The organism is Azospirillum sp. UENF 111221 (assembly GCF_058780625.1).
The window spans coordinates 500,001-524,348 of the sequence record NZ_JBSNCH010000001.1 but is presented as its reverse complement, the minus strand read 5'-3'; the positions used below and the strand labels follow the sequence as shown (position 1 = coordinate 524,348).

Annotated in this window: 21 protein-coding genes and 2 rRNA genes (1 of these 23 cut by a window edge); 9 read left to right on the top strand and 14 right to left on the bottom strand. The window is 66.8% G+C overall.

Features of this window, described 5'->3' with window-relative positions; all coding sequences use genetic code 11:
* The first annotated feature begins 110 nt into the window (after positions 1 to 110).
* The 4 genes from ACWPN3_RS02370 to ACWPN3_RS02355 all read left to right on the top strand — a co-directional run bounded on the left by ACWPN3_RS02370 (position 111) and on the right by ACWPN3_RS02355 (position 4,469).
* On the top strand, positions 111 to 740 hold the full coding sequence (locus ACWPN3_RS02370) for a TetR/AcrR family transcriptional regulator (protein ID WP_492242655.1): 630 nt from the start codon (positions 111 to 113) through the stop codon (positions 738 to 740).
* A 197-nt stretch (positions 741 to 937) separates the two neighbouring features.
* Positions 938 to 2,128: a GGDEF domain-containing protein gene (locus ACWPN3_RS02365; protein WP_492242656.1), complete on the top strand. Its 1,191-nt coding sequence runs from the start codon at positions 938 to 940 to the stop codon at positions 2,126 to 2,128.
* A gap of 200 nt (positions 2,129 to 2,328) precedes the next feature.
* Positions 2,329 to 3,495: a rod shape-determining protein RodA gene (rodA, locus tag ACWPN3_RS02360; RefSeq protein ID WP_492261040.1), complete on the top strand. Its 1,167-nt coding sequence runs from the start codon at positions 2,329 to 2,331 to the stop codon at positions 3,493 to 3,495.
* Between the two features lie 170 nt (positions 3,496 to 3,665).
* Positions 3,666 to 4,469 carry a family 16 glycosylhydrolase gene (locus ACWPN3_RS02355; protein ID WP_492261039.1) on the top strand — a complete coding sequence of 268 codons (804 nt, stop codon included), beginning with the start codon at positions 3,666 to 3,668 and terminating at the stop codon, positions 4,467 to 4,469.
* Positions 4,470 to 4,480: 11 nt separating this feature from the next.
* On the opposite strand, the gene ACWPN3_RS02350 is transcribed toward ACWPN3_RS02355, so the two are convergent.
* The 4 genes from ACWPN3_RS02350 to ACWPN3_RS02335 all read right to left on the bottom strand — a co-directional run bounded on the left by ACWPN3_RS02350 (position 4,481) and on the right by ACWPN3_RS02335 (position 8,183).
* Positions 4,481 to 5,209: an ABC transporter ATP-binding protein gene (locus tag ACWPN3_RS02350; RefSeq protein WP_109450069.1), complete on the bottom strand. Its 729-nt coding sequence runs from the start codon at positions 5,207 to 5,209 to the stop codon at positions 4,481 to 4,483.
* Between the two features lies 1 nt (position 5,210).
* On the bottom strand, positions 5,211 to 6,230 hold the full coding sequence (locus ACWPN3_RS02345; RefSeq protein WP_492242658.1) for a branched-chain amino acid ABC transporter permease: 1,020 nt from the start codon (positions 6,228 to 6,230) through the stop codon (positions 5,211 to 5,213).
* The gene (locus tag ACWPN3_RS02340; protein ID WP_098737640.1) at positions 6,227 to 7,096 is read right to left on the bottom strand and encodes a branched-chain amino acid ABC transporter permease; all 870 of its coding nucleotides are present in this window, start codon (positions 7,094 to 7,096) and stop codon (positions 6,227 to 6,229) included. The genes ACWPN3_RS02345 and ACWPN3_RS02340 overlap by 4 nt, the downstream gene beginning before the upstream one ends.
* A 103-nt stretch (positions 7,097 to 7,199) precedes the next feature.
* Positions 7,200 to 8,183 carry a L,D-transpeptidase gene (locus tag ACWPN3_RS02335; RefSeq protein ID WP_492261038.1) on the bottom strand — a complete coding sequence of 328 codons (984 nt, stop codon included), beginning with the start codon at positions 8,181 to 8,183 and terminating at the stop codon, positions 7,200 to 7,202.
* A gap of 190 nt (positions 8,184 to 8,373) precedes the next feature.
* Here ACWPN3_RS02335 and ACWPN3_RS02330 point away from each other — a divergent pair, with 190 nt between their 5' ends.
* Positions 8,374 to 10,170 carry a tetratricopeptide repeat protein gene (locus ACWPN3_RS02330; protein ID WP_492242660.1) on the top strand — a complete coding sequence of 599 codons (1,797 nt, stop codon included), beginning with the start codon at positions 8,374 to 8,376 and terminating at the stop codon, positions 10,168 to 10,170.
* Positions 10,171 to 10,290: 120 nt separating this feature from the next.
* On the opposite strand, the gene ACWPN3_RS02325 is transcribed toward ACWPN3_RS02330, so the two are convergent.
* The 6 genes from ACWPN3_RS02325 to ACWPN3_RS02300 all read right to left on the bottom strand — a co-directional run bounded on the left by ACWPN3_RS02325 (position 10,291) and on the right by ACWPN3_RS02300 (position 16,179).
* The gene (locus ACWPN3_RS02325; protein WP_492261037.1) at positions 10,291 to 10,749 is read right to left on the bottom strand and encodes a cache domain-containing protein; all 459 of its coding nucleotides are present in this window, start codon (positions 10,747 to 10,749) and stop codon (positions 10,291 to 10,293) included.
* Positions 10,750 to 10,805: 56 nt separating this feature from the next.
* Positions 10,806 to 11,234 (bottom strand): cytochrome c-550 PedF, encoded by a 429-nt coding sequence (gene pedF, locus ACWPN3_RS02320; protein ID WP_395454860.1) that lies wholly within the window; start codon positions 11,232 to 11,234, stop codon positions 10,806 to 10,808.
* Between the two features lie 206 nt (positions 11,235 to 11,440).
* Positions 11,441 to 13,204: a methanol/ethanol family PQQ-dependent dehydrogenase gene (locus ACWPN3_RS02315; protein WP_492242661.1), complete on the bottom strand. Its 1,764-nt coding sequence runs from the start codon at positions 13,202 to 13,204 to the stop codon at positions 11,441 to 11,443.
* 237 nt (positions 13,205 to 13,441) lie between these two features.
* On the bottom strand, positions 13,442 to 14,407 hold the full coding sequence (locus ACWPN3_RS02310) for a quinoprotein relay system zinc metallohydrolase 1 (RefSeq protein ID WP_492242662.1): 966 nt from the start codon (positions 14,405 to 14,407) through the stop codon (positions 13,442 to 13,444).
* Positions 14,404 to 15,258, bottom strand: coding sequence for a quinoprotein dehydrogenase-associated SoxYZ-like carrier (locus ACWPN3_RS02305; RefSeq protein ID WP_492242663.1), 855 nt, complete (start codon positions 15,256 to 15,258; stop codon positions 14,404 to 14,406). Before ACWPN3_RS02305 ends, ACWPN3_RS02310 begins: the two co-directional genes overlap by 4 nt.
* A gap of 45 nt (positions 15,259 to 15,303) precedes the next feature.
* Positions 15,304 to 16,179: a substrate-binding periplasmic protein gene (locus ACWPN3_RS02300; protein WP_492242664.1), complete on the bottom strand. Its 876-nt coding sequence runs from the start codon at positions 16,177 to 16,179 to the stop codon at positions 15,304 to 15,306.
* A 259-nt stretch (positions 16,180 to 16,438) separates the two neighbouring features.
* Here ACWPN3_RS02300 and ACWPN3_RS02295 point away from each other — a divergent pair, with 259 nt between their 5' ends.
* From ACWPN3_RS02295 to ACWPN3_RS02280, 4 genes are read left to right on the top strand one after another with little or no spacing between them, the layout of a single operon-like run.
* Positions 16,439 to 17,659, top strand: a complete 1,221-nt coding sequence (locus tag ACWPN3_RS02295; protein ID WP_492242665.1) for an ABC transporter substrate-binding protein — start codon at positions 16,439 to 16,441, stop codon at positions 17,657 to 17,659.
* On the top strand, positions 17,656 to 18,633 hold the full coding sequence (locus tag ACWPN3_RS02290) for a YVTN family beta-propeller repeat protein (RefSeq protein WP_395454852.1): 978 nt from the start codon (positions 17,656 to 17,658) through the stop codon (positions 18,631 to 18,633). The genes ACWPN3_RS02295 and ACWPN3_RS02290 overlap by 4 nt, the downstream gene beginning before the upstream one ends.
* A gap of 22 nt (positions 18,634 to 18,655) precedes the next feature.
* Positions 18,656 to 19,420 (top strand): ABC transporter ATP-binding protein, encoded by a 765-nt coding sequence (locus ACWPN3_RS02285; protein ID WP_492261036.1) that lies wholly within the window; start codon positions 18,656 to 18,658, stop codon positions 19,418 to 19,420.
* Positions 19,417 to 20,235, top strand: coding sequence for an ABC transporter permease (locus ACWPN3_RS02280; protein ID WP_492242666.1), 819 nt, complete (start codon positions 19,417 to 19,419; stop codon positions 20,233 to 20,235). The genes ACWPN3_RS02285 and ACWPN3_RS02280 overlap by 4 nt, the downstream gene beginning before the upstream one ends.
* Before the next feature lie 4 nt (positions 20,236 to 20,239).
* Here the strand turns inward: ACWPN3_RS02280 and ACWPN3_RS02275 are convergent, their stop codons facing one another.
* The 4 genes from ACWPN3_RS02275 to ACWPN3_RS02260 form a co-directional block, all read right to left on the bottom strand.
* A complete protein-coding gene (locus tag ACWPN3_RS02275) occupies positions 20,240 to 20,935 on the bottom strand; it encodes a 2OG-Fe(II) oxygenase (RefSeq protein ID WP_492242667.1) in 696 nt (231 codons plus the stop codon).
* Positions 20,935 to 22,023: a bifunctional DNA-binding transcriptional regulator/O6-methylguanine-DNA methyltransferase Ada gene (ada, locus tag ACWPN3_RS02270; RefSeq protein WP_492242668.1), complete on the bottom strand. Its 1,089-nt coding sequence runs from the start codon at positions 22,021 to 22,023 to the stop codon at positions 20,935 to 20,937. Before ada ends, ACWPN3_RS02275 begins: the two co-directional genes overlap by 1 nt.
* A gap of 220 nt (positions 22,024 to 22,243) precedes the next feature.
* Positions 22,244 to 22,359: ribosomal RNA gene (rrf, locus tag ACWPN3_RS02265) — 5S ribosomal RNA — on the bottom strand.
* Positions 22,360 to 22,507: 148 nt separating this feature from the next.
* Positions 22,508 to 24,348: ribosomal RNA gene (locus tag ACWPN3_RS02260) — 23S ribosomal RNA — on the bottom strand; it runs 906 nt beyond the window's last position.

Genomic DNA, 24,348 nt, shown 5'->3' with positions numbered 1-24,348 from the left:
TTGTCAAGACCGAACTGAACGGTTTAGTTTTTGGCAATTGGTGTCAGGGGGCTTGTCGGGCGATGCGGAACGCGGTAGGGGCCAAGCACATGGACTCAGGCGAGGCGCGCATGACCACCTTGGTTGCCCCCACTCCCGAAGCAGGATCGAAGCCGGCCCAGATCATGGACGCGGCCGGCACCCTGTTCCTGGAACATGGCTACAGCGCCGTCAGCATGGACGCGGTCGCCAAGAAGGCGAACGTTTCCAAGGCGACCCTGTACGCCCATTTCGGCAGCAAGGAGGAACTGTTCCGGGCGATGGTCGCCTGCGAATGCGCGAACTCCGTCATGGCCGGCATCTGGGACGATGCGATGCGCCTGCCGGCGGCCGACGGGCTGCGCCTGATCGGCAAGACCTTCGTCCGCTTCATCGCTTCGCCCAAGGCGCTGGGCCTGTACCGGATGGTGCTGGGCGAGGTTCTGCGCCAGCCCCAGCTTGCCCAGGCCTTCTACGACAGCGGCCCTGCCGAAACCTTCCAGCGCGCGCACCAGTTCATGGCCCATATGGTGAAAAGGGGCGAGCTGGCGATCACCGACTGCGACCTCGCCACCCACCAGTTCTTCGGTCTGCTGAAGGCCAACATGCACATGAAGCTGCTGCTTTGCCTGAGCGAACGGCCGAGCGACGCGGATCTGGAGCGATTCGTCGATGCCGCCGTCGATCTGTTCGTCAAGGGCTATGCGCCCGAGGCACGCTGAGGGCCGCTGCGCCTGAAATACGCCCAATGAGAGTTGAGCGGCAGTGCTCACAAACCCTCAGTTGGTGCCAGCGGCAATCCAGATCCAATAGTCATAAATCCAGCGGCAAACCTCGCCCCCTTCGGCTTGTCACCGGCCAAGGCTTCGTATAGCGTGCCCATGACATACCGGCGTAACGGTGCGTGGCGGGTTTGCGGATGGATTTCGAGACGACCTTCATCGCGCAGGTCATCACTGTTATCGGCTTTGCGGTCGGCCTGTCCATTGCCGTCGCCTCCGGCCGCTATCCGTATCACATCCGCAACTCCCTGCGCGCCTATGCCTATGGAAAATTGCTGCTTGGCTCCGCCTTCCTGATCGCGGGCCTGCGCGGCGGGGCGGCGCCGGAGCTGCTGGTGCCGCTTGCCAACGGGTTGGGGGTCGCCGGGTTGGCGATGAACTACACCAGCGTCCGCCATCTCCAGAACCGGCCGGTCAGGCGTCTCATGCCGGCGGCAGTCGGACTGGCAGTGGCCCTGGCCTGTTCTCTGCTGCTGCTCGTCGGCGGCATCTCCCATGTCCGCATCCTGACCAGCTTCGCGACCTCTGCCATATTGCTCGTCATCGCCTTCGAGGTTCTGGTTCGTTACGAGGATCGCGGCATTCCCCATTATGTAACCGGACTGCTATCGGCCACATTGGCCGTGGTGTATCTGGTCCGCATGGGGGCGGGCATGGTTCAGGGGGAAATGCCGGTCGATCAGATGGTGGACGACCGTGTGGAGCGGGTCACCTTCCAGCTGTCGATGCTGGGCACCGTCATGGGTGCCATCAATTACGTCCTGATGGCCAGCGACGAGTTCAACCGCGAACTGACGAAGCTCGCCCACACCGACGGGCTGACCGGCAGCCTGAACCGCCGCCGCCTGTTCGAACTGGGCGAGGTCGAGTTCCGCCGCGCCCGCCGCCATGGCCGCGACCTGACGGTGCTGGTGCTCGACATCGACCGCTTCAAGGCGGTCAACGACCGGGCCGGCCATCCGTTCGGCGACCGGGTCATCCAGGCGGTGGCCGACTGCTGTGCCGCGCAGATCCGGCGCGAGGATTCGGTGGGCAGGATCGGCGGGGAGGAATTCGCCATCCTGCTGCCTGAAACGGGCGTCGAGGCCGGCCGGCTGCTGGCCGAACGGCTGCGCAGCGCCATCGAGCGGCAGTTGGCCCAGTTGGGCGCCGAAGGCGGCGTGACGGTGACCTGCAGCATCGGCGGCGTCAGCCTGACGCGGGAACACAGCGAGTTTTCCGACCTGATGGCCCAGTCGGACAGCGCGCTCTACGACGCCAAGCATGCCGGGCGCAATCAGGTGCGTTTCTACCCGGCGGTGGCGTTGACCCCTGCGTTGCACGCCTGACGGACAGGAAAGATCCGCGCGGGACCGGTTAGAAAAAACGGCCCCGCAGGCAATGGCGCACGGCCGCCTTTACCCGCGGGGCCGCATGCCGCATTATCCGCGCCGGTCCCCGCCGGCCGGTCTACTCCGGTCGATAGTCCGGGGCCGGCTTGCCGGGTCCGATCCGGCTCCGTCCCTTCCGGCAACATCGGCGCAAGGTCGTGGTTCTTTCCCATCTCGGCTCCGGCGGCCTGGAGCCGCAGCGGTCGCAGCTGACGCTCGGCTCAAAATTCAGGCTCATCAACTGGGGGCTGGTCCTGCTGATCTGCACGATCACCGGGGTCGGCGTCGGACTGCTCTATTCCGCGGCCGGCGGCCATTGGAAGCCGTGGGCGCAGCCGCAGCTGGTCCGCGCCATTCCCGGCCTCGTCCTGATGCTGGGCATCGCGCTGGTCGACATCCGCCACCTGATGAAGTCGGCCTACGTCATCTTCTTCATGGTGCTCTGCCTGCTGATTGCGGTGGAGCTGATGGGCCGCATCGGCATGGGCGCCCAGCGCTGGATCGACCTCGGCTTCTTCCAGCTCCAGCCGTCGGAGCTGATGAAGCCGGCGCTGACGCTGGCGCTCGCCCGCTATTTCCACGGGGTGACGCTGGACCAGATCGGCCGGCCGCTTCTGCTGATCCCGCCGCTGCTGCTGGTCTTCACGCCCGTCGCCTTCGTCCTGATGCAGCCCAACCTCGGCACCTCGCTGCTGCTGATCATGGGCAGCGGCGCCATCTTCTTCGCTGCCGGCGTCCGGGTGTGGAAATTCCTGCTGGTGATCGGCGGCGGCCTCAGCGCCATCCCCATCGCCTGGGAATTCCTGCACGACTACCAGAAGCAGCGCGTCTACACCTTCCTCGATCCGGAGACCGATCCGCTCGGCGCCGGCTACAACATCCTGCAGTCGAAGATCGCGCTCGGCTCCGGCGGCCTGTTCGGCAAGGGCTTCATGTCCGGCTCGCAGAGCCAGCTGATGTTCCTGCCGGAAAAGCACACCGATTTCATCTTCGTCGTGCTGGCGGAGGAGTTCGGCATGGTCGGCGCCGCCACGCTGCTGGCGCTCTACATCCTGCTGTTCATCTATGGCTGGGTGATCGCGCTGAACAGCCGCAGCCAGTTCGGCCGGCTGGTCGCGGTCGGCATGACGGCGCAGTTCTTCCTCTACGTCTTCGTCAATGTGGCGATGGTGATGGGGCTGATCCCCGTCGTCGGCATCCCGCTGCCGCTGGTGTCCTATGGCGGATCGGCGATGATGACGCTGATGATCGGCGTCGGCCTGCTGCTCAGCATGTCGGTCGACCGCGACGTGCGCATCCCCAAGAGCGGCGTCACCGACGTCTGACGTCCCGCTTCCGACATCCCCCATTCGGTTCGGTTATCGGCTGAGGTACGCCGGGCAAGTGCCTGCCGCACTCCGGCCGCGCCGTTGCCGCTTGGCCCTGCTCTCGCGATATCGGGGTGCAGGCCGACCGATCTTGCGGGTAGGCCCGGTATCAGCGGGAGGAAATGGCGATGCGGAGAGATGCCTTAGGACAAAGCGGACGGACGACGGCGATCGGGGCGGGCCTCGCCGCCCTTCTGCTCGGCAGTGCGCCGGCGTTGGCGAACTCGCTGTTCAGCCATATCGGCGGCAGCTTCAGCGAGACGGCCGGGTCCTTCGAGACCTCACGCTGGCAGCGGTCCGACGGCTGGAAGTCCGGCGGACACATGAACTGCACCTGGAGCCGGGCCAACGTCACCGCCGGGAAAGGCCACCTCGCCCTGTCGGTCAGCGACCGGATTGCCGGCAGCGAACGCGTTTCCGGAAGCGACCGCTATTCCTGCGGCGAATATTCGACGCACCGCTTCTACGGCTACGGCGCCTACACGGTGTCGCTGAAGGCGGTGAAGGCCGATGGAGTGATGACCTCGGTTTCGCACTACACCGGCCCGCCCTTCGGCGATCCGTGGGACGAGATCACCATGGGGATCGCCGGCAAGGACACCACCAAGCTGGAGATCAGCTATGTGGTCAACGGCGCCGGGCACCGCAACACGGTGGTCGATCTCGGCTTCGACGCCGCCAAGGGCGTCCACAGCTACGGCTTCGACTGGAAGCCCACCGGCATCGTCTGGACCGTCGACGGCAAGCCGGTCCATCAGGTGTCGGGCAAGCCGGAGGAGCTGCCGCGCATGCCCGGCCGGCTGATGCTGCGCTTCTGGAGCGCGTCCGGCGATACCGAATGGATGCGCCGCTTCACCTATCCCGGCCATCCTCTGGCCGCGGAGGTCGCCTCCGTCAGCTACCGCGAGGATCCGGCGAACCTCAGCAACTGAGGACCGCCCGGTCAGTCCAGCGCTTCGGCGCCCAGGTAGGATTCGACGACGCGGGGGTCGGCGACGACCTCCGCCGGGGCGCCGTCGGCGATCTTCTCGCCATGGTCCAGCACCACCACGCGGTCGGACAGCGCCATCACCGCGCGCATGACATGCTCGATCATCAGGATGGTCAGGCCTTCGCGCCGGTTCAGGTCGCGCAGGACCTCGACCATCCGGTCGACCTCGGTCGGGCGAAGCCCCGCCAGCACCTCGTCCAGCAGCAGCAGGGTCGGACGGGTGGCCAGCGCGCGGGCGACCTCCAGCCGCTTGCGGTCGGGCAGGGTCAGGCTTCGCGCCGGACGGCTGGCCTGATCGGCCAGTTCCAGCCGCTCCAGCACGGCGCGGGCCTGCCGCCTCGCGGTCTCCACCGACCGTTCGCGGGCCAGCGCGCCGACCACGACATTCTCCTCGACCGTCAGCTGGCCGAAGGGCTTGACGATCTGGAAAGTGCGGCCGATCCCGGCGGCGCAGACTTGGTTGGGCTTCAGGCCGGTCAGGTTGCGGCCCTTCAGCGTCACCCGCCCCTCGTCGGGCGGAAAGACGCCGGCAATCAGGTTGAAGGTGGTGGTCTTGCCGGCGCCGTTCGGACCGATCAGCGCCAGGATGCGCCCCTCCGGCACGGCGAAGCTGACCTCCGACACCGCCTTCAGCCCGCGGAACCGCTTGGACAGGCGCTCGACCTCAAGCAGAGCGGTCATCTCAGGCCCCCTCCCCCGGCTGGCGGACAAGACGCAGGCGGCGGGCCAGCCAGGGCCACACGCCCTCCGGCCGGAACACCACGATCACCACCAGCGCCGCGCCATAGAACAGTTGCTTCAGGCCGGGCAGGTCCAGCCCGCCGGCCTCGATCAGGAAGGTCAGCGCCTCGCCCAGCGGCGTCAGGATGAAGGCGCCGAGGATCGGGCCGACCAGCGTGCCGATGCCGCCGACGATGGCCGGCAGGATGATCTCGATGGAGCGGCCCATCGAGAAGACCTGCTCGGGGAACAGGTTGTTGAAATAGAAGGCCTGGAACACGCCGCCCAGCGCCGTCAGGGCGGAGGACACCGCCACCGCCGTCATGCGGGCGCGGAACAGGTCGACGCCAGAGGCCTCCGCCGCGTCCGGCTCCTCGCGCACCGCCAGCCATTGGTAGCCGAGCCGGCTGTGCAGCAGGGCGCGCGACAGGAACAGCGCGCCGACGACCAGCGCCAGCGCCACGTAATAGAACAGCACCGGCGAGCCGCGCAGGTTGAGCGGATCGCTCGCCCCCGCCTCCACCGGCAGGAAGAAGCCGCCGGAGCCGCCGACCCAGGTGATGTGGTCGAAGCCGATGCGCGCCACCTCGGCGAAGGCGATGGTCAGCAGGGCGAAATGCACGCCCTTCACCCCGAAGCGGAAGCCCAGGAAGCCGATGACGCAGCCGGCCACCACCGAGACCAGCATCGCCAGGACCATGCCGGCCCAGGGGCCGATGCCGAAATGGACGAACAGCGCCGCGCTGACATAGGCGCCGAGGCCGACATACAGCGCGTGGCCCAGCGACAGCAGGCCGGAAAAGCCCATCATCACGTTCCAGGCCTGCCCGACATAGGCGAACCACAGCACGGTGGTCAGCACCGACACCAGATAACGGTCGGCGACGAAGGGTGCCACCGCCAGCCCCAGCGCCGCCAGAACCAGCAGCACCATCCCGCGTCCGGTAATCCCGGAAGGCACCATTCCCGAAAGCCCGCTCATGACCGTTTCCCCAACAGCCCTTGCGGGCGCAGCAGCAGAACCACGATCAGCACCCCGTAGCTGAACAGGGATTTCATGGACGGCGTCAGCAGGAAGCCGGCCAGCGCCTCCGACATGCCGATCAGCACGCCGCCCAGCAGCGCGCCGGGCAGGCTGCCCAGCCCGCCGACGATGACGATGATGAAGCTGAGCAGCGTGTATTCCGGCGCCAGCTGCGGCCGGGCATCGACCAGCAGGGTCATCAGCGCGCCGGCCACCCCGACCACCGCGGCACCGATGCCGAAGGTCAGGGCATAGAGCCCGTCGATGTTCAGCCCGACCACGCGGGCGCCCAGCGGGTTGTCGGCACAGGCGCGGATCGCCTTGCCGGTGCGGCTGAAGCGGAAGAAGGCGAACAGCGCCGCCGCCACCACGATGGCCGCCGCCCCGGCACGCAGCCGCACGGCGTCCAGCAGCATCGAGCCGATCTCCACCGTGTCGAAGCTGTAGGGCACCTGGACGTTGCGGGCATCCGGGCCGAACAGCATCAGCATGGCATTGACCAGGATGGTGGCGATGCCCAGCAGCAGGATAAACTGCATGTGCTCCGGCCGCTCGACGAACTTGTTGACCAGCCCGCGCTGCAACAGCCAGCCGCAGGCGAACAGCAGAGCCGCCATGAGCGGGGCCGACAGCAGCGGGTCGAGGCCCAGCCAGCCGCCCAGCAGCACCGCGCCGTACATGCCCGCCACCATCATCTCGCCATGGGCGAAGTTGACGACGCGCACCACGCCGAAGATGACCGAAAGCCCCAGCGCCGCCAGCCCGTAGACCAGGCCGGTCAGCAGGCCGGAGGCCGCGATGTTCAAATAATAGTCGATCGGCATGGGCGGCGGATTGTCCGAACGGTTGGGTTCTGCGGGTTAGCAGTCCAAGGGGGATGCAGGCAAGCCAGAACGACCGCCGGCACTGCAATTCGTCCCGATCCCGCTATGGCTGGCCGGCGATCCGGGTGCCGCTGCGCAGGCTGGCGATACGCTCCGCCACGTCGTTCAACCGGCGGTCGAGTGCCGTCGCCAGACAGGACTGCGCCGCCACGGCCACCGCCGGGTCTCCTTCGGTGCCGCTGCGAATCCAGCAGAGCGCCGCGATCCGCTCGTGGAAGCGACGCTCGTCCTGGATCAGTTCATAGGCGGCAGCGGCTCGGGCCGCCGGATCGGCGATGCCGGCCAGAAAGCGCTCCTGCATTCCGCGGGCACGTCCGTCGGAAAGGGCGAGCGCCGGGACGTCGCAGATCATCCGCCGCAGCGGCGCCGTCACCGTGGCACAGCGCGGATCGGCGACCGGCGCTGGCGGCGGCTGGGGTGGCGGCGGCTGGGTCATGGCGGCCGCGGGCAGCGGAGCGGCAACGGTCGGCGGCGGCGGCGGCGGCGCAGCCTTCGCCGCGACCGGAACCGTCCCGGCCGGTCGGGACGGCGGCGGCTTGGCCGCGCCCAGCGATTCCCGCACCACCCGCACCGGCATGCCGACCTCCGCCGCCGCGAAGACGGTTTCGATGTCGGCGGGCAGCATGCGGAAGCAGCCGCCGCTGGCCCGTGTGCCAATCGAGTCCGGGTCGTTGGTGCCGTGGATGGCGATGGCCGGCCAGCCGAGATCGAGCGCGAACCGGCCCAGCGGGTTGTTCGGTCCGGGCGGAACCGCCCGCGGCAGGGCGGGGTTGTCGCGCCGCTGGTTGGCGGTCGGCCGCCAAGTCGGGTCACGGCGCTTGCGCAGGATGCTGCTGTCGCCGACGGGAATCGGCACGCCGGGACGGCCGATGGCGACCGGGAAGCTGCGCATCCCCCCGTCGGGACCCGTCAGGTAGAGGCGGCGGTCGGCAAGGCTGATGGCGATGGAAGGGCCGCCGGTCACCGTCTCCAGCGCCTGGGCTGGACCTGCACCGTTCATCCCGGCAAGGGCAAGGAGAGCCCACAAAAGACACCGTGCCAGGATGGCGGTGACGGCTGTTGTCGGTCGGAGGAGGGCGCCACGGCTGCGGTCTCCCCGAAAGGTCGTAAATCCATGCATGCGGAAAGTTGATCGCGTGTCCCCTAAAACAGGGTAAACAGCATGGGACGACGGTCGCCGGGGAACGGGGCCGCCCCGGACAGCAAGGACGTGCATCATGGACCAGATCGAGCAGACGTTGGCCGTCGCAACGGAACACCACCGCGCCGGCCGCACCGCGGAGGCCGAACGGCTGTACCGCGACGTGCTGGACGCGTCGCCCGGCCATCCGGACGCCCTGCATCTGCTGGGGGTGATCGCGCTGCAATCGGGCCGTGCGGACGAGGCGGTCGACCGCATCGCCCAGGCCGTGGCCGGCGATGACGGTTCCCCGCTGTTCCATGCCAATCTGGGTCACGCCCTGCACGCGTCCGGCCGCCACCGCGAAGCGGCGATGAGCTTTGCCCGCGCCCTGACCCTGCTGACCAACGAGGGAGAGGGCTGGGGCAATGTCGGGGCGCTCGCCAACCTGATCCGCCGCTATGACGACGACATCCGCGCCGCCGCCGCCGCCGAGGTCGATGCCCGCTACACCATGGGCGACGTGATGCGGCGCCAGTCGCTGCTTTTCCTGCTGACCGGCGACGTGGCCTATTACCGCGCCCTGGTGAACACGGCGCTGGACGACCCGCTGCGCTTCTCCATCCCCTCGATGCACTACGCCTACTGGGGCATCGCCATGCGGCTGTTCCAGGGCGACACGCGCAAGGGCGACGTCAGCGCCTTCACCACCGGCGAATTCCGCCGGTTCTACCGCCTGCTGGTGGATGAGACGGCGCGCCGCTACGGTCTTGACACCCGCCTGCGCCGGGTGGCGCCGCGCACTGCGGTGAAGCGGGTGGCGCTGATCACCAACCAGATGCTGGGCGAAGGGCACCAGCCGACCGCCGACGCCTTCGATTATGCCCGCCGTCTGCAGGACGACCATGGTTGCGAGGTGCTGATCGTCAACCCCAACGCCATGGCGGTGGAAGGCGAGAACGGCTTCGTTCCCGAATACAGCTACAACGTCACCGAGGAATATGACGGCGAGCAGACCCTGACCGCCTTCGGCGCCAAGGTCCGCATGCTGTCCTTCCCGCAGCCGCGTTTCGACGAGGAGAAGCTGACCGCCATCGTCGATGCGGTGCAGCGCTTCGATCCCGACGTGATCGTTGCCTTCGGCGGCTCCAACACGGTGGCCGATCTGTTCGCCCGCAGCCGGCCTGTGGTGTTCCTGCCGACCTCCAGCGGCCTGCCGCCCTCGCTCGCCACGCTTCTGCTGGGCTACGCCCCGGAGGACAGCGCCGCCGGCTGGCCGGAGGAGGCGCGGGCGCGCTTCCGTCCCTTCTTCTTCGGCTGGACCCTGCCGGATGCCGGTCCGGCGCGCAGCCGCGCCGATTTCGGCCTGCCGGCCGACGGGCCGCTCTATGTCGTCGTCGGCAACCGCCTGGATCAGGAGGTCGGACCGGAGTTCCTTGAGACGCTCGACCGCCTGCTCGACCGCGTGCCCGACGCCCACATCGCCTTCGCCGGCGCGGTGACCGACCTGCCGGGCCGGATCGCCACCGCCCGCAACGCGGCGCGGATGCAGGCGCTGGGAGATGTCGACGCCATTCGCGGGCTGTACGGCGTGGCGACCGCCTATCTGAACCCGCCGCGCCAGGGCGGCGGCGGCAGCGCGGCCTTCGCTCTGGCGGACGGGCTGCCGGTGGTGACCTATTCCCGGGGCGATGTCGCCGGGATCGTCGGCTCCGCCCTGACCGTTGCCGACGAGACGGCCTTCCTGGACCGCGCCGCGGCGCTTGGACAGGATGCCGCCGCGCGGGCGCAGGCGGCGGAAGCGGCACGCACCCGCTTCGCCGAAACGGCCGACCGCGCGCGGTCGGTGGAAAAGCTGCTGGACTATGCCCGCGAGGCGCAGGAGCTGTACTGAAATCCGGCCCTTCCCCTGCCCCGGACAGACGTCCGCCCGGCCCCCGTACGAAGCAGACCTTCGTACGGGGGCCGGGCGGAATTGTTTCAGACGCTATCCGGCGGCGGAGGTCTCAGGCCGTCACTGATCGTACGTCCCGGCACCGACGATGTAACGGCCATCGCGGGTGACGTAGGAATGCTTGTGCTCGACCTTGTTGGTCTGACGGTTCAGCCAGACATAGTCGATGACGGCGTTCGGCTTGTCCTTGGTCTCGGTGATCATCGCCTGGACGATGGGCTTGCCTTCCGCATCCTTCAGATCGGCGGCGTTTGATCCGGCCAGCTTCGGGTTGGCGCCGGAGGCGACATAGCGGCCGTCGGTGTCGAAGACGAACACATACAGCTCACCGCGGCGGAAGCTGCCCTTGGGGTCCTGAAAGGCCTTGGTCGCCTCGTCCGGCCCCTTGTCCTTCAGATAGGCGACGGCCTCGGCGACCAGCGACTTGGCCTGTTCCGGCGTGGCGTGATCGGCGGCGAAGGCCGGTGCGGTCAGCAGGGCCGCCGCGACGGCGACCAGGGATGCGGTTCTGCAAATCATGGATGACCACCTTGGAAGAGAGGAAGGGAGGGAAGGAGCCGACGATCCAGCAGGGGTCACTCCTCGTGCACGGTTTCCAGCCAGGAGCGGATCGACCACAGCGCCTCCTGCCCCAGCGCTTCACCGAACTGCGGCATGTAGGTCACGCCGTTGCGGATCGAGCCGTTGGTGACGCGCTCCTTGAACCACTCGTCGCCGGCATCCCCCTTCTCCAGGTAGCGCAGGTCGGGGGCGATGCCGCCGGACACCGCACCCAGCCCATGGCAGCGCGCGCAGTTCTGGTTGAAGGCGGACGAACCGATCTCGATGGCGCGCGGGTTGCCGCGGTAGGGATTGCTGTCCCGCCACTTCTCACCCAGCTTCTCCAGCCCGGTGGTGTCCACCGGCTGCGGGACGACATCGCCGTGGGCGTAAACCAGACCGGGAAGAGCGACGGCGCCGATCAGACCAATCGCTGCCGCAAGCCGAACAATCCGTGCATTCATGAGAAAGACGTTCCCTCTGTTTCTGGCCGCCCTGCGGCCTTTGCTTCGCATGAGCGGACGTTATCAGCAGAGGGACCTGCGAATAATTGGACTATGGTAGGACATAACCAAATCAATGCCTGAGATGACTATGGCAGGTGCAGACACGGAAATGGGCGGACCGGATCGCTCCGGCCCGCCTTCCTCCCGCCTGTCCGCGCCTGATATCAGGCCTTCGGCAGCTTGAAGACCCAGAGAGAGCCGCCCTGGTTGATGTCCTTCACCAGCTTGGCGACGTCGCCGCCCCACAGCGGCACCGCGCCGCCCCAGCCGGAGACGACGGCGACATACTGCTCGCCATCCATCTTCCAGGTGACCGGGCTGCCGACCACGCCGGAGCCGGTCTGGAACTTCCAGACCTCCTGGCCCGACTTGGCGTCGAAGGCCTTCAGATAGCCTTCCGGCGTGCCGGTGAAGACGAGGTTGCCGGCGGTGGTCAGGACGCCGCCCCACAGCGGGGCCGGGTTCTTGTATTCCCAGACGATCTTGCCGGTCTTCGGATCGACGGCGCGCAGCGCACCGATGTAGTCGTCATACAGCGGCTTGATGGTGAAGCCGGCGCCGAGATAGGCCGCACCCTTCTTGTAGGTGATCGGCTCGTTCCAGATGTCCATGCCCCACTCGTTGGCCGGGACATAGAACAGCTCGGTCTGCGGGTTGTAGGCCATCGGCATCCAGTTCTTGGCACCCAGGAAGGCGGGGGCCGCGAAGACCGACTTGCCCTTGGCGTCATGCGCATCGCTGGTCGCCGGGGCGCCCGGACGGTTGTCGTCGTTGTAGATCGGACGGCCGGTCTCGATGTCGATGCCCTTGGCCCAGGTGATCTTGGTGACGAAGGGCGAGGCGTTGATCAGCTTACCGGTGTTGCGGTCGATGACGTAGAAGAAGCCGTTGCGGTCGGCCTTGCCGCCGGCCTTGATGACCTTGCCGTCCTTCTTCAGGTCGAAGGACACGAACTCGTTGACGCCGTCGAAGTCCCAGCCGTCATGCGGCGTGGTCTGGTAGTGCCACTTGATCTCGCCGTTGTCCGGATTGATGGCCAGCGTGGAGGAGGTGTAGAGGTTGTCGCCCGGACGCAGGTGCGAGTTCCAGGGCGCCGGGTTGCCGGTACCGAAGAACAGCGTCTTGGTTTCCGGATCGTAGGTGCCGCCCAGCCAGGTGGCGCCGCCGCCGGTCTTGTACATGTCGCCGGGCCAGCTGGCGTTGGTCTTGCCGGTGACGGTCGACTCCTTGCCGTTCAGCGTGCCCATGTTGCCTTCGATGGTCGGGCGCTGCCAGACCAGTTCGCCGGTTTCGGCATCGCGGGCTTCGACCATGCCGATGACGCCGAACTCGCCGCCGGAATTGCCGGTGATGATCTTGCCGTCGATGATCAGCGGGGCGGCGGTGTTGGAATAGCCTTCCTTGTATTCCTGCAGCTTCTTGTTCCACACCACCTTGCCGGTCTCGCGGTTCAGCGCGACGAGGCGGGCGTCCAGCGTGGCGAAGTAGATCTTGTCCTTGTAGATCGCCGCACCGCGGTTCACCACGTCGCAGCAGGGCATGATGCCGTCGGGCAGGCGGTGGTTGTATTCCCACTTCTTGTGGCCGGTGCGGGCATCGACCGCGTAGAGGCGGGAGTAGGAACCGGTGACGTAGATGGTGCCGTCATAAATGATGGGCTGGGCTTCCTGCCCGCGCTGCTTCTCGCCGCCGAAGGAGAAGGACCAGACCGGAACCAGCTTCTTGACGGTGTCGGCGTTCAGGTCGGTCAGCGGGCTGAAGCGCTGGGCCTGCGGTCCCATGCCATAGGTCAGAACCGCTTCGGTGTTGGTGGCGCTCTTCAGCAGATCGTCGCTGGACGGGCCACCGGCGTCGGCGGCGAGGACGCCGGTGGCGCTGAACGCGGTCAGCGAGGCTGCCAGGGCGAGACTTGTAACCAGGCGCTTCATGTGCGGTTGCCTCCCAAAACTGATGATGACGGCACCGCCCGGGCAAGACCCGCCCGTTGCCGCCGGACGGGCGGGTCCGGCGGTGGCGAACGGAATCGGGGCGGCTTTTCAAGCTTTTGGCGGCCGGAGGGGCCGCGTCGCTCTACGATATTCGGCAGTGTAGACGGATGATCGGTCGGGTAAATTGTCGGATAGTAGCAGGCGTAAGCGTCAGTTCTCCTCCGGGTCACCGGGCCGTCAATTGACCCGCAGCAGACTTGCCTGCTCGATCCTTGGCCAGAGATGGGCGACGGAGCGGCGATACTCTTCGCGCAGCACGTCAAGCACTTGGAACCGCTCCGGAATCGGCAGCTCCAGCGCTTCGGCCATATCGAGGCCGGACTCCACGGCATGGCGCAGCGTGCCGTCGAGCCAGGTCAGCCAGTCGCGGGTCTGGGCGACGCAGGCCTTGTCGGGACGGATGTGGCCGTGGTTGGGCACCAGCAACCGGATGTCCAGCGCATCGACCGCATCCAACTCCTTCAGCCAGTCGGCGACGGTGGCGTGCGGCGTGGTCGGGGTGCGGTCGCAGAACACCACGCCGCCGGTGAACAGCACGCCCGTCGATTCGTCCAGGATCATCAGGTCGGCGGCGGTGTGGCCGCTCAGCGGGATCAGCCGCAGTTGGTGGTCGCCGAACTTCACGGTCGATCCATAGACCGGCTCGGTCGGCAGCGTCACCTCGGTTCCGCGCATCCAATCGCCGACCAGCCGGTACATGTTCTCGGCGATGCCGTTGCCCTCCTCCTGGATGCCGGCGATGGTGCCGGGCAGCGCCGCGACGGGCACGTCGGCGAAAGCCTGGTTTCCCAGCCAGTAATCCGGATGCAGGTTGCTGACGAAGACTTTACGGATCGGCTTCTCTGTGACCTTGCGGATGGCCGCGCGCATCTCCTCGCCATAGCGGCGGGACGGGCCGGTCTGAATGACGATCACCCCGTCGGCCGTGACGATGAAGCCGGAATTCAGGATGTTGCCGCCGTTGGCGCGGGTGAAATGCTTGGTGGAGCCTTCAAAGACGTAGGTGTCGGGGGCGATCCGCGTCGGCTTCAGATCGTAGGTCAGCGTCCCCGCGGCACATGCGCCACCCGACATCAGCCCGGCGGCCAGGACGGCGGCAAAGGCGGCGGACAGCACCAGCCGGCGCAACAGCGGCACGCTCATTGCCCGACACTCCACGGCTGCCCGACAGGTTTCAGCGACATCGCCGGCTTGGCGCCGGTCGGCGGCATCGGGATGGTCGCCCGGATTTCGCCGCCCTGGTTGTCCCGGCCACGCAGGATCAGCGCGGTGGCGTCCGGCGGCGGGCGGACATCCAGCGAAAAGACCGGATTCTCCGACACCGGCTCCAGGCTGTCGATCCGCGCCAGCGTCGGAGAACCGCCGGGGGTCTGCGCATCCACCTGCAGGGTCTCGACGAAATAGGCCGGGATGCCGTCGACCAGCCCGGTGTCGTTGGGATGGCGGATGCGCAGCCGCAGCCGCGCCACCCCGTCGTCAGCCGCCGGCCACAGCCGGGCCTGCACCTCGCCGACATGGTCGGCCCAGTCCTTCTGGGCATAGGATGCCGGCGGCGCGCTGCACCCGCCGCCCGCCGCGTCGACCAGCACGCCGGAGACATGCCAGACCCCGTCGGCGGTGCGCGCGGCGCCGCGCACCGCGGTGGCCTGCTGGATCTTGATGCGCGTGGCGATGTAGGGCGCAGCAGTGCCGGGGTGGTAGCGCAACACCAGCGGGAAGGGGTTCAGGTCGGCAATCGCCACCATCTCAACCACCTGTCCCAGCGCCGTGGCGTCGACGGAGAGCGGCACCGCGCGCGTGTCTTCCGCCGCCGCCGGAGCGGTCACCTTGACGGCAGCGTCGAACACGACCGGGGCGCCGGCGAAATACTGGTCGCGCAATATGTCCCACATCACGGACTTCAGTGGATCGGACGGGGAGCTTGCGGCGAGGGCGGGTGCCGCGACGGCGAGCATCGCACCGGTAAGTCCCACATGGCGCAGCGCGTCTCTCATCCACCCCTCCCGACCCATACGGCAAACCGTTCGCTCGTCCCCGCCTCACTCCACCAGCGGCGGCGGCGTGTGGGTAACGCCGTAGGCGGCGAAGATCTTCGCCATCGTTCCGTCCTCGGTCAGCGCCGTCACCGCGTCGCCGATGCTGTAGGCGAGGTCGCGGGAATTCTCCTTGGTCGCCATGCCGATGTTCCAGTTGGAGGTCATCATGCCCGGCAGGGTCACGGTGGTGACCGGAAACTGCTCCATCCTGGCCCCGAGCGCCGCCTGCATCTGGCTCAGCGGCGCCAGCACCGCCGCCGCCTCGCCGGCGGTCAACTTTTCGATGGCGGCTTCGGGCGTCGGGCAATGGATGATGCGGCTGCGCAGCCGGCCACCCTGCAAACCCAGCAGGAAGAAGTCGGGAACGCTGTCGATCTCCACCGCGATCGGTTCGTCCGGCAGGGTCGCCAGCACGGCGGAACGCACCCGCTGCGGATCGCGGGCGAGCGCGAAGACCTCCTGATGATAGGGGCCGAACAGCACCGCTTCCGGATTCATCAAGCCGAAGCGCTTGTCATAGGGGATGTGCATCATGATGTCGGCCAGCTCGCCGCCGAACAGGCTGCCGCGCCACACCGCCACGCGCAGATCGTCCGACACCGTCTCTCCGGGGATCTGCTCGTAGATGTCGGCCTTGACGCCCAGCTTCCCGGCAATCGCCCGCGCCAGATCGACGTCGATGCCGACCAGGGCACCGTCGCGCTGGAAGGAGAAGGGCGGAAACTCGCGATAGACCGCCACGCGCAGCCGCCCGCGCTCCATCACCTCGTCCAGCGGCCGGGCGGCAGCCTGTCCGACACCGAGCGTGGACGCAGCCCCGGCGGACGCGCAGCTTGCGGCCAGTCCGGACAGGAAACGGCGGCGGGTCACAATCGCCATGGCAGGTCCCGGCAGTGGTGGGTTCGTCAGGGAACGGGCTGGCAGGATAGCCATCGCTCCGCATAGCCAATAATTGGACTTTCGTACAAGATGCCCCCTGCTTGCCCGGCCGCCCCCGGTTCGGGAAGCCCCGGCTGGCCGGCCCTGCCCACCCCGTCTCCTGTCCATGCTTCCATAGTCGCATTCCGGAGTTGTGGTTCGCCCGATAGGCTGTACTCCAAACTGTTGGCATTCCGACGGATACGATGCGACGGATACGATGACGAAGCTCCGCCTGCCCCGCCTTCTCAACAGCGTGTCGCTGGCGGCACTCGGCGCCCTGCTGCTGGCCGGGGCGCCCGGTGTCGGCACAGCCGCCGACGTCGTCGGCGAGATCCGCATCGGTTTCCTGTCGCAGACGCCCGAGCCGCCGCCCTCCGTCGCCAACCCGGACGAGCCGGCGGCCGACGACGGCTTGGCCGGAGCATCGCTCGCCATCGCCGACAACAACACGACCGGCAAGTTCCTGAAGCAGTCCTTCGTTCTCGACAGCGTGGAGGTTCCGCCGGACGGCGATGCCGCCGCCGCCCTGCGCGAACTGGCCGGCCGCGGCGACCGCTTCGTCGTCGTCGACGCGCCGGGTGCGACGGTGGAGGCGCTGTCGAGGCTGCCGGAGGCACGCACCCTGCTTCTGCTGAATGCCACCGCGCCCGACGACGCCCTGCGCGGCAGCGCCTGCGCCGCCAACCTCATCCATGTGGCGCCCAGCCGGGCGATGCTGGCCGACGCGCTCGGGCAATATCTGGTGAAGAAGCGCTGGCCGCGCTGGTTCCTGGTCACCGGCCGCCGGCCGGAGGACAAGCTGTACGCCGACGCCGTCCGCCGCGCCGCCAAGCGCTTCGGCGCCCAGATCGTCGCGGAGAAGGATTGGACCGCCGAAAGCGACGTCAACCGCACCGCCGAATCCGAGATTCCGGTCTTCACCCAGGCCAAGGCCTATGACGTGCTGGTCGTCGCCGACGAGGTCGGGGAGTTCGGCGACTATCTGTCCTACCGCACCGCCGATCCGCGCGCGGTCGCCGGCACCCAGGGGCTGGTCCCCACCGTCTGGCACCGCACGCATGAGCAATGGGGGGCTGCACAGCTGCAATCCCGCTTCAAGGCGGCGGCAAAGCGCCCGATGACGGCGCGCGACCACAATGACTGGACCGCCGTCCGCGTCATTGGCGAGGCTGCCGCCCGTGCCCGCACCGCCGATCCCGACCGCCTGATCGCCTTCATCCAGTCGCCCGACTTCACCATGTCCGCCTTCCGCGGCACACCGCTCAGCCTGCGACCCTGGGACGGGCAGCTGCGCCAGCCGGTGCTGCTGGCCGCCGACCGCTCGCTGGTGTCAGTGTCGCCACAGGAGGGATTCCTCCACCCGCGCACCGAGCTGGACAGCCTGGGCTACGACCAACCGGAAACGCTCTGCAAGACGCGAGGAAAAACCACGCCATGACCGCCGCCCGCTTCACCGGCATATCCCTGGCCGCATTGATCGCCGCCACCCTGGCCTCCGCCGCCTCGGCCCAGACCATCTATGTGTCGAACGAGAAGGACAACACGCTGTCGGTGATCGACGGCAAGACCATGGCGGTCACCGACACCATCAAGGTCGGCAAGCGCCCGCGCGGCATCACCCTGTCCAGGGACGGAACCCAGCTGTTCATCTGCGCCAGCGACGACCACACGGTGCAGGTCTTCGACCTTGCCAGCAAGACGGTGGTCCACAACTTGCCGTCGGGCGAGGATCCCGAACAGTTCGCCCTCAGCCCCGACGGCAAGAGCCTGATCATCGCCAACGAGGACAGCAACATCGTCACCGTGGTCGACGTGCCGACGCGCAAGGTCGCCTTCCAGGTCGATGTCGGGGTGGAGCCGGAGGGAATGGATGTCAGTCCCGACGGCCGCTGGGGCGTCAACACCTCCGAGACGACCAGCATGGTCCACTGGATCGACATGGAAAAGCGCGCGGTGGTCGACAACACGCTGGTCGGCCCGCGCCCGCGCTACGCCCAGTTCACCAAGGACGGCTCGCAGCTGTGGGTTTCGTCGGAGATCGGCGGGACGGTCAGCGTCATCGACACCGCCACCCGGCAGGTCAAGAAGGTCGTCGATTTCCACATCAAGGGCGTCGCCAAGGACCGCATCCAGCCGGTGGGCGTCAAGCTGACCGACGACGGCCGCTATGCCTTCGTGGCGCTCGGCCCGGCCAACCATGTCGCGGTGGTGGATGCCAAGACCTTCGAGGTGAAGGATTACCTGCTGGTCGGCCGCCGCGTCTGGCATCTGGCGCTGACGCCGGACCAGAAGATGCTCTACACCACCAACGGCGTCAGCGGCGACGTGTCGGTGATCGACGTCGACAGCCTGAAGGTGACCAAGACGGTCAAGGTCGGCCGTTACCCCTGGGGCGTGGCGGTCAAGGGCTGAGGCACAGGAAGGGGAAGGCGGAATGACGGTGCCGGCATTGGAGGTCGAGGGGCTGCGCCACGGCTACGGCGGTAACCGCCTTGCGCTGGAGGATGTCGGCTTCCGCGTGATGCCCGGCGCTTTCACCTGCCTGCTCGGTCCGAACGGGGCGGGGAAGAGCACGCTGTTCGCGCTGGCCACCGGGTTGCTGCGGCCCAATGTCGGGCGGGTGCGCATCCACGGCCACGACATCGTGCAGGCGCCGGGCAAGGCGCTGGCGGAACTGGGCGTGGTGTTCCAGCAGCCCACCCTCGACCTCGACCTGACGGTCTTGCAGAATCTGCGCTATTTCGCCGCCCTGCACGGCATCGGCCGGCGCGAGGCCGACCGGCGGATCGAGACGGAACTGACCCGCCTGTCGCTGTTTGAACGGCGGGGGGAAAAGGTGCGGGCGCTCAACGGCGGCCATCGCCGGCGGGTGGAGATCGCCCGTGCCCTGCTGCACCGCCCGACCCTGCTGCTGCTGGACGAACCCACGGTCGGGCTGGACATCCCCGCCCGCCGCACCCTGATCCGCCATGTCCATGCCCTGTGCGCGGAGGACGGCATCTCGGTGCTGTGGGCGACCCACCTGATCGACGAGATCGATCCCGCCACCGACCATGTGGTGGTCCTGCACCGTGGCCGCGTCCGCGCCTGCGGACCGGTCGCCGCGGTGAATGCCGAAACCGGCTGCGCCAGCGTGGCGGAGAGCTTCGACCGGCTGACCGCTGCCCGACCGGCCGCAGATGTGGAGGCCACGGCATGACCGGACGGCAGCTGAAAGTCTGGGGAACCGCCTTCCAGGGAATCGTCGCGCGCGAGGTGCTGCGCTTCATCCACCAGCGTGAGCGCTTCCTCGGCGCGCTGGTGCGCCCGCTGGTCTGGCTGTTCGTCTTCGCCGCCGGGTTCCGGGCGGCGCTCGGCATCGCCATCATCCCGCCCTACGAGACCTACATTCCCTACGAGGTCTACATCGTGCCCGGGCTGATCGGCATGATCCAGCTGTTCAACGGCATGCAGGGGTCGCTGTCGATGGTCTACGACCGCGAGATGGGCAGCATGCGCATCCTGCTGACCAGCCCACTGCCCCGCGCCTTCCTTCTGGTGGCGCGGCTCCTGGGCGGGGTGGTGGTGTCGATCCTCCAGGTGGCGGCCTTCCTGCTAATCGTCTGGCTCTATGGCATCGACCTTCCGGTCTGGGCGCCGCTGACCGTGCTGCCGGCATTGCTGCTGAACGGGCTGATGCTGGGGGCGCTCGGCATGGTGCTGGCCTCCACCATCCGCCAGCTGGAGAATTTCGCCGGGGTGATGAACTTCGTGGTTTTCCCCCTCTTCTTCCTGTCCTCCGCCCTTTACCCGCTCTACCGCATGGAGGAGGCCGGCCCTCTGTTGTGGTGGCTGTGCAGCCTCAACCCCTTCACCCATGGGGTGGAGTTGATCCGTTTCGCCCTCTATGGCCGGGTCGACGGGCTGGCGCTGGCGGTCGTCGCCGGATCCACCCTGCTGTTCGCAGCACTTGCGGTGCGCGGCTACTCGCCCGCGCGCGGCATGGGATCGCGGGCCCCGTCGGCGGCAGGGTGAGGTCTCAAGCTGCGTCGTGGAAGATGATGCCGGTTGTGTAGCGCTCGCCGGAGCGCACCGGGCTGACGCCATGCCGCTGCCGGACGCGGTAGATGCCGCGGGTGCCCTGCACCGGGCGCTGATCGACCGCGAAGATCACCGCATCTCCCAGCCCCAGCGGCACGACGGTGGCACGCGACTGCATGCGTGGCCGCTGCTCGGTCAGGACAAACTCGCCGCCGGTGAAGTCCGGTCCCGGTTCCGACAACAGGATGGCGACCTGCAACGGGAACACCGTCTCACCATACAGATCCTGGTGCAGGCAATTATAGTCGCCGGGACCGTATTTCAGGAGCAGCGGCGTGGGACGACGCTGTCCGGCCGTGTGGCAGCGCTCCAGAAATTCCCCATGCTCCGTCGGATAGCGGATGTCGAGCCCCATCGCTGCGGCCCAGCGGTTGGCCACAGGCGCCAGCCGCCGATAAAGCGGTGCGCGCAGCGCCGCGATCGGTTCCGGCAACGGGTAACTGAAATATTTATATTCGCCTTTTCCAAAGCCGTGCCGCTCCATCACCACCCGGCTGCGGAAAGGACTATCCTGCCCATAGAGCCCCGCCAGTGCCTTGCAGGCTTCCCCGTCCAGCAGAGGCCCCACGACGGCATGGCCAACGGAGTCCAGCTCCATGCCGATGCGCGTCCAATCCAAAGTCTGCATCACCATCACCGCGTCGCCTCCTTGCGCTCGCGATCCAGCAGGTCCCGCTTGCGCTCCACGCCCCAGCGATAGCCGGACAGACCTCCATCCGACCGCACCACCCGATGGCAGGGGATCGCCACCGCCAATGGATTGGCCCCACAGGCCCGCGCCACCGCCCGCACCGCCGCGGGCTCGCCGATGGCGGTGGCGATCTCGGCATAGCTGGCGGTCCTGCCGGCGGGAATGGCGCACAGTGCCTGCCATACCCGCTGCTGGAAAGCGGTGCCGCCGATATCCAGCGGCAGGGTAAGGCCGGTCCCCGGTGCCTCGACGAACCCCACCACCTGCGCCACCATGGCCTCGAAAGCCGGGTCGCCCCCGATCAGGTCCGCTTTCGGAAAGCGGTCCTGCAAATCGCGGAGCAGCAGATCGGGATCGTCGCCGAGCAGGATCGCGCAGACCCCGCGCTCCGTCGCCGCCACCAGGATCGAGCCCAGCGAGCAAACGCCGACCGCGAATCGGATCGTCTCCCCCGCTCCGCCCCTGCGGTAGCTGGTGGGCGTCATCCCCAGGCGCACTCCCGCGGTTTCGTAGAACCGTCCGGAGGATCCGTAGCCGGCCTCATAGATCGCCTCGGTCACGCTGCCGGCCTGCTGCAGGGCATTGGCGACGCGGGCGGCACGCTGGGCCTGGACATAGGCCCGCGGGGTAACCCCGGTCACCTGCTTGAAAATGCGGTGGAAATGGTGCGGGCTCATCCCCGCCACGGTCGCAAGTTCGTCCAGCTGCGGCGCTTCCTCCGCCTCCTCGATCAGGCGGCAGGCGGCGGCGACCGCCCCGGCACGGCGGTCGCCCTGGCTCGGCCCATCGGGCCGGCAGCGTTTGCAGGGCCGGAATCCTGCCCGTTCGGCCTCGGCGTTGGTGGCATAGAAGGCGACATTCTCCGGCCGTGCCGGCCGTGCGGCACAGCTTGGCCGGCAATAGACGCCGGTGCTGCGGACCGCATAAACGAACCGCCCGTCGGCGACAGGATCGCGACGGCGCAACGCCTCCCAGCGCTCCGCCTCGACATCGATGATTTCAGATGTGGCCGTATCGAGTGCGACGGTCATGTGTCCCTCTCTCTGCACGAACCTTACAGGTTCCGTGGGGTGATGAGGGAGCAGTCTGAGCCACCGGACAAACCGGTACACTCCGCCGCTTGCTTTTGAATTGCAAATGTACGGCCCGAACAGCGAAACGCCCCGTCTCTTTCGAGGCGGGGCGTTCGTGATCTGGATGAAGATGCAAGCATGCGTGCTTTGTGTATTGAGCGTCTCATGTGCCTGAGCGACCTGGCGGCGACCTACTCTCCCACGTCTTAAGACGCAGTACCATTGGCGCGGAGGCTTTTCACGGCCGAGTTCGGGATGGGATCGGGTGTTTGACACCTCGCCATGACCACCAGGTCACCGAGGCACAAGACCGACGCTGTTACCGAAAGCGCTTGATGCTTGTTCAGTGCAAGTGAGTTGAGGATGTATCGAACGGCGATGCGCTGGTCAAGCACTGCTTTGGAGCAGGCTTGCTGCTGCGCATGGCGCGGTTAGTGGTGTCGAGATCAAGCCGATCGAGCGATTAGTAAGGCTTAGCTTCAAGCATTGCTGCCCGTCCACATGCCTCCTATCGACGTGATGGTCTGTCACGGCTCTCAAGGGAGCTCTGGTTTAGAGGTGGGTTTCCCGCTTAGATGCTTTCAGCGGTTATCCCGTCCATACTTAGCTACCCGGCCATGCCACTGGCGTGACAACCGGTGCACCAGAGGTATGTCCATCCCGGTCCTCTCGTACTAGGGACAAATCCTCGCAAAACTCCGACACCCACGGCAGATAGGGACCGAACTGTCTCACGACGTTCTAAACCCAGCTCACGTACCACTTTAATCGGCGAACAGCCGAACCCTTGGGACCTGCTCCAGCCCCAGGATGTGATGAGCCGACATCGAGGTGCCAAACGACTCCGTCGATATGGACTCTTGGGAGTCATCAGCCTGTTATCCCCGGCGTACCTTTTATCCGTTGAGCGATGGCCCGTCCACGTGGAGCCACCGGATCACTATGGCCGACTTTCGTCTCTGCTCGACTTGTCAGTCTTGCAGTCAGGCGGGCTTATGCCATTGCACTCGACGAGCGATTTCCGACCGCTCTGAGCCCACCATCGCGCGCCTCCGTTACACTTTGGGAGGCGACCGCCCCAGTCAAACTACCCGCCATGCAGGGTCCCGGACCCGGATAACGGGCCACGGTTAGATGCCAGAGACTTCAAGGGTGGTATTTCAAGGTTGGCTCCACACGAGCTGGCGCCCATGTTTCCAAGCCTCCCACCTATCCTACACATGAAGTCCCTAGCACCACTGCAAAGCTGTAGTAAAGGTGCACGGGGTCTTTCCGTCTGACCGCGGGAACTCCGCATCTTCACGGAGAGTTCAATTTCGCTGAGTTGGTGTTGGAGACAGCGGGGAAGTCGTTACGCCATTCGTGCAGGTCGGAACTTACCCGACAAGGAATTTCGCTACCTTAGGACCGTTATAGTTACGGCCGCCGTTTACCGGGGCTTCAATTCAGAGCTTGCACTCCTCCTCTTAACCTTCCGGCACCGGGCAGGCGTCAGACCCTATACGTCGCCTTGTGTGGCTTCGCAGAGCCCTGTGTTTTTAGTAAACAGTCGCTACCCCCTGGTCTGTGCCCCCCGCCATGGCTTGCGCCACAACGGGGCCCTCTTCTTCCGAAGTTACGAGGGCAATTTGCCGAGTTCCTTCAACACCATTCTCTCAAGCGCCTGGGTATACTCTACCAGTCCACCTGTGTCGGTTTGGGGTACGGTCTGTAAGGCGGGGCTATTTCCTGGAACCGGTCCACAGCACGATCAATCCGATAAGATCGTACACGCTTTCCAATCCGTCACCTCCGCCAGGCCCACGAATATTAACGTGGTTCCCATCGACTACGCCTTTCGGCCTCGCCTTAGGGGCCGGCTCACCCTGCGTGGATTAACCTTGCGCAGGAACCCTTGGACTTTCGGCGACAGTGTTTCTCACACTGTTTGTCGCTACTCATGTCAGCATTCTCACTTCCGATACCTCCAGGCGGCCTCACGGACACCCTTCGCAGGCTTACGGAACGCTCCGCTACCACGTGATCCGAAGATCACATCCGCAGCTTCGGTACACGGCTTGAGCCCCGATACATTTTCGGCGCAGGCCGGCTTAACTAGACCAGTGAGCTATTACGCTTTCTTTAAAGGATGGCTGCTTCTAAGCCAACCTCCTGGTTGTCATGGCCTTCCCACATCCTTTCCCACTTAGCCGTGATTTGGGGACCTTAGCTGGCGGTCTGGGCTGTTTCCCTCTCGACGATGGACCTTAGCACCCACCGTCTGTCTGCCGCGCTCTGCTCGCG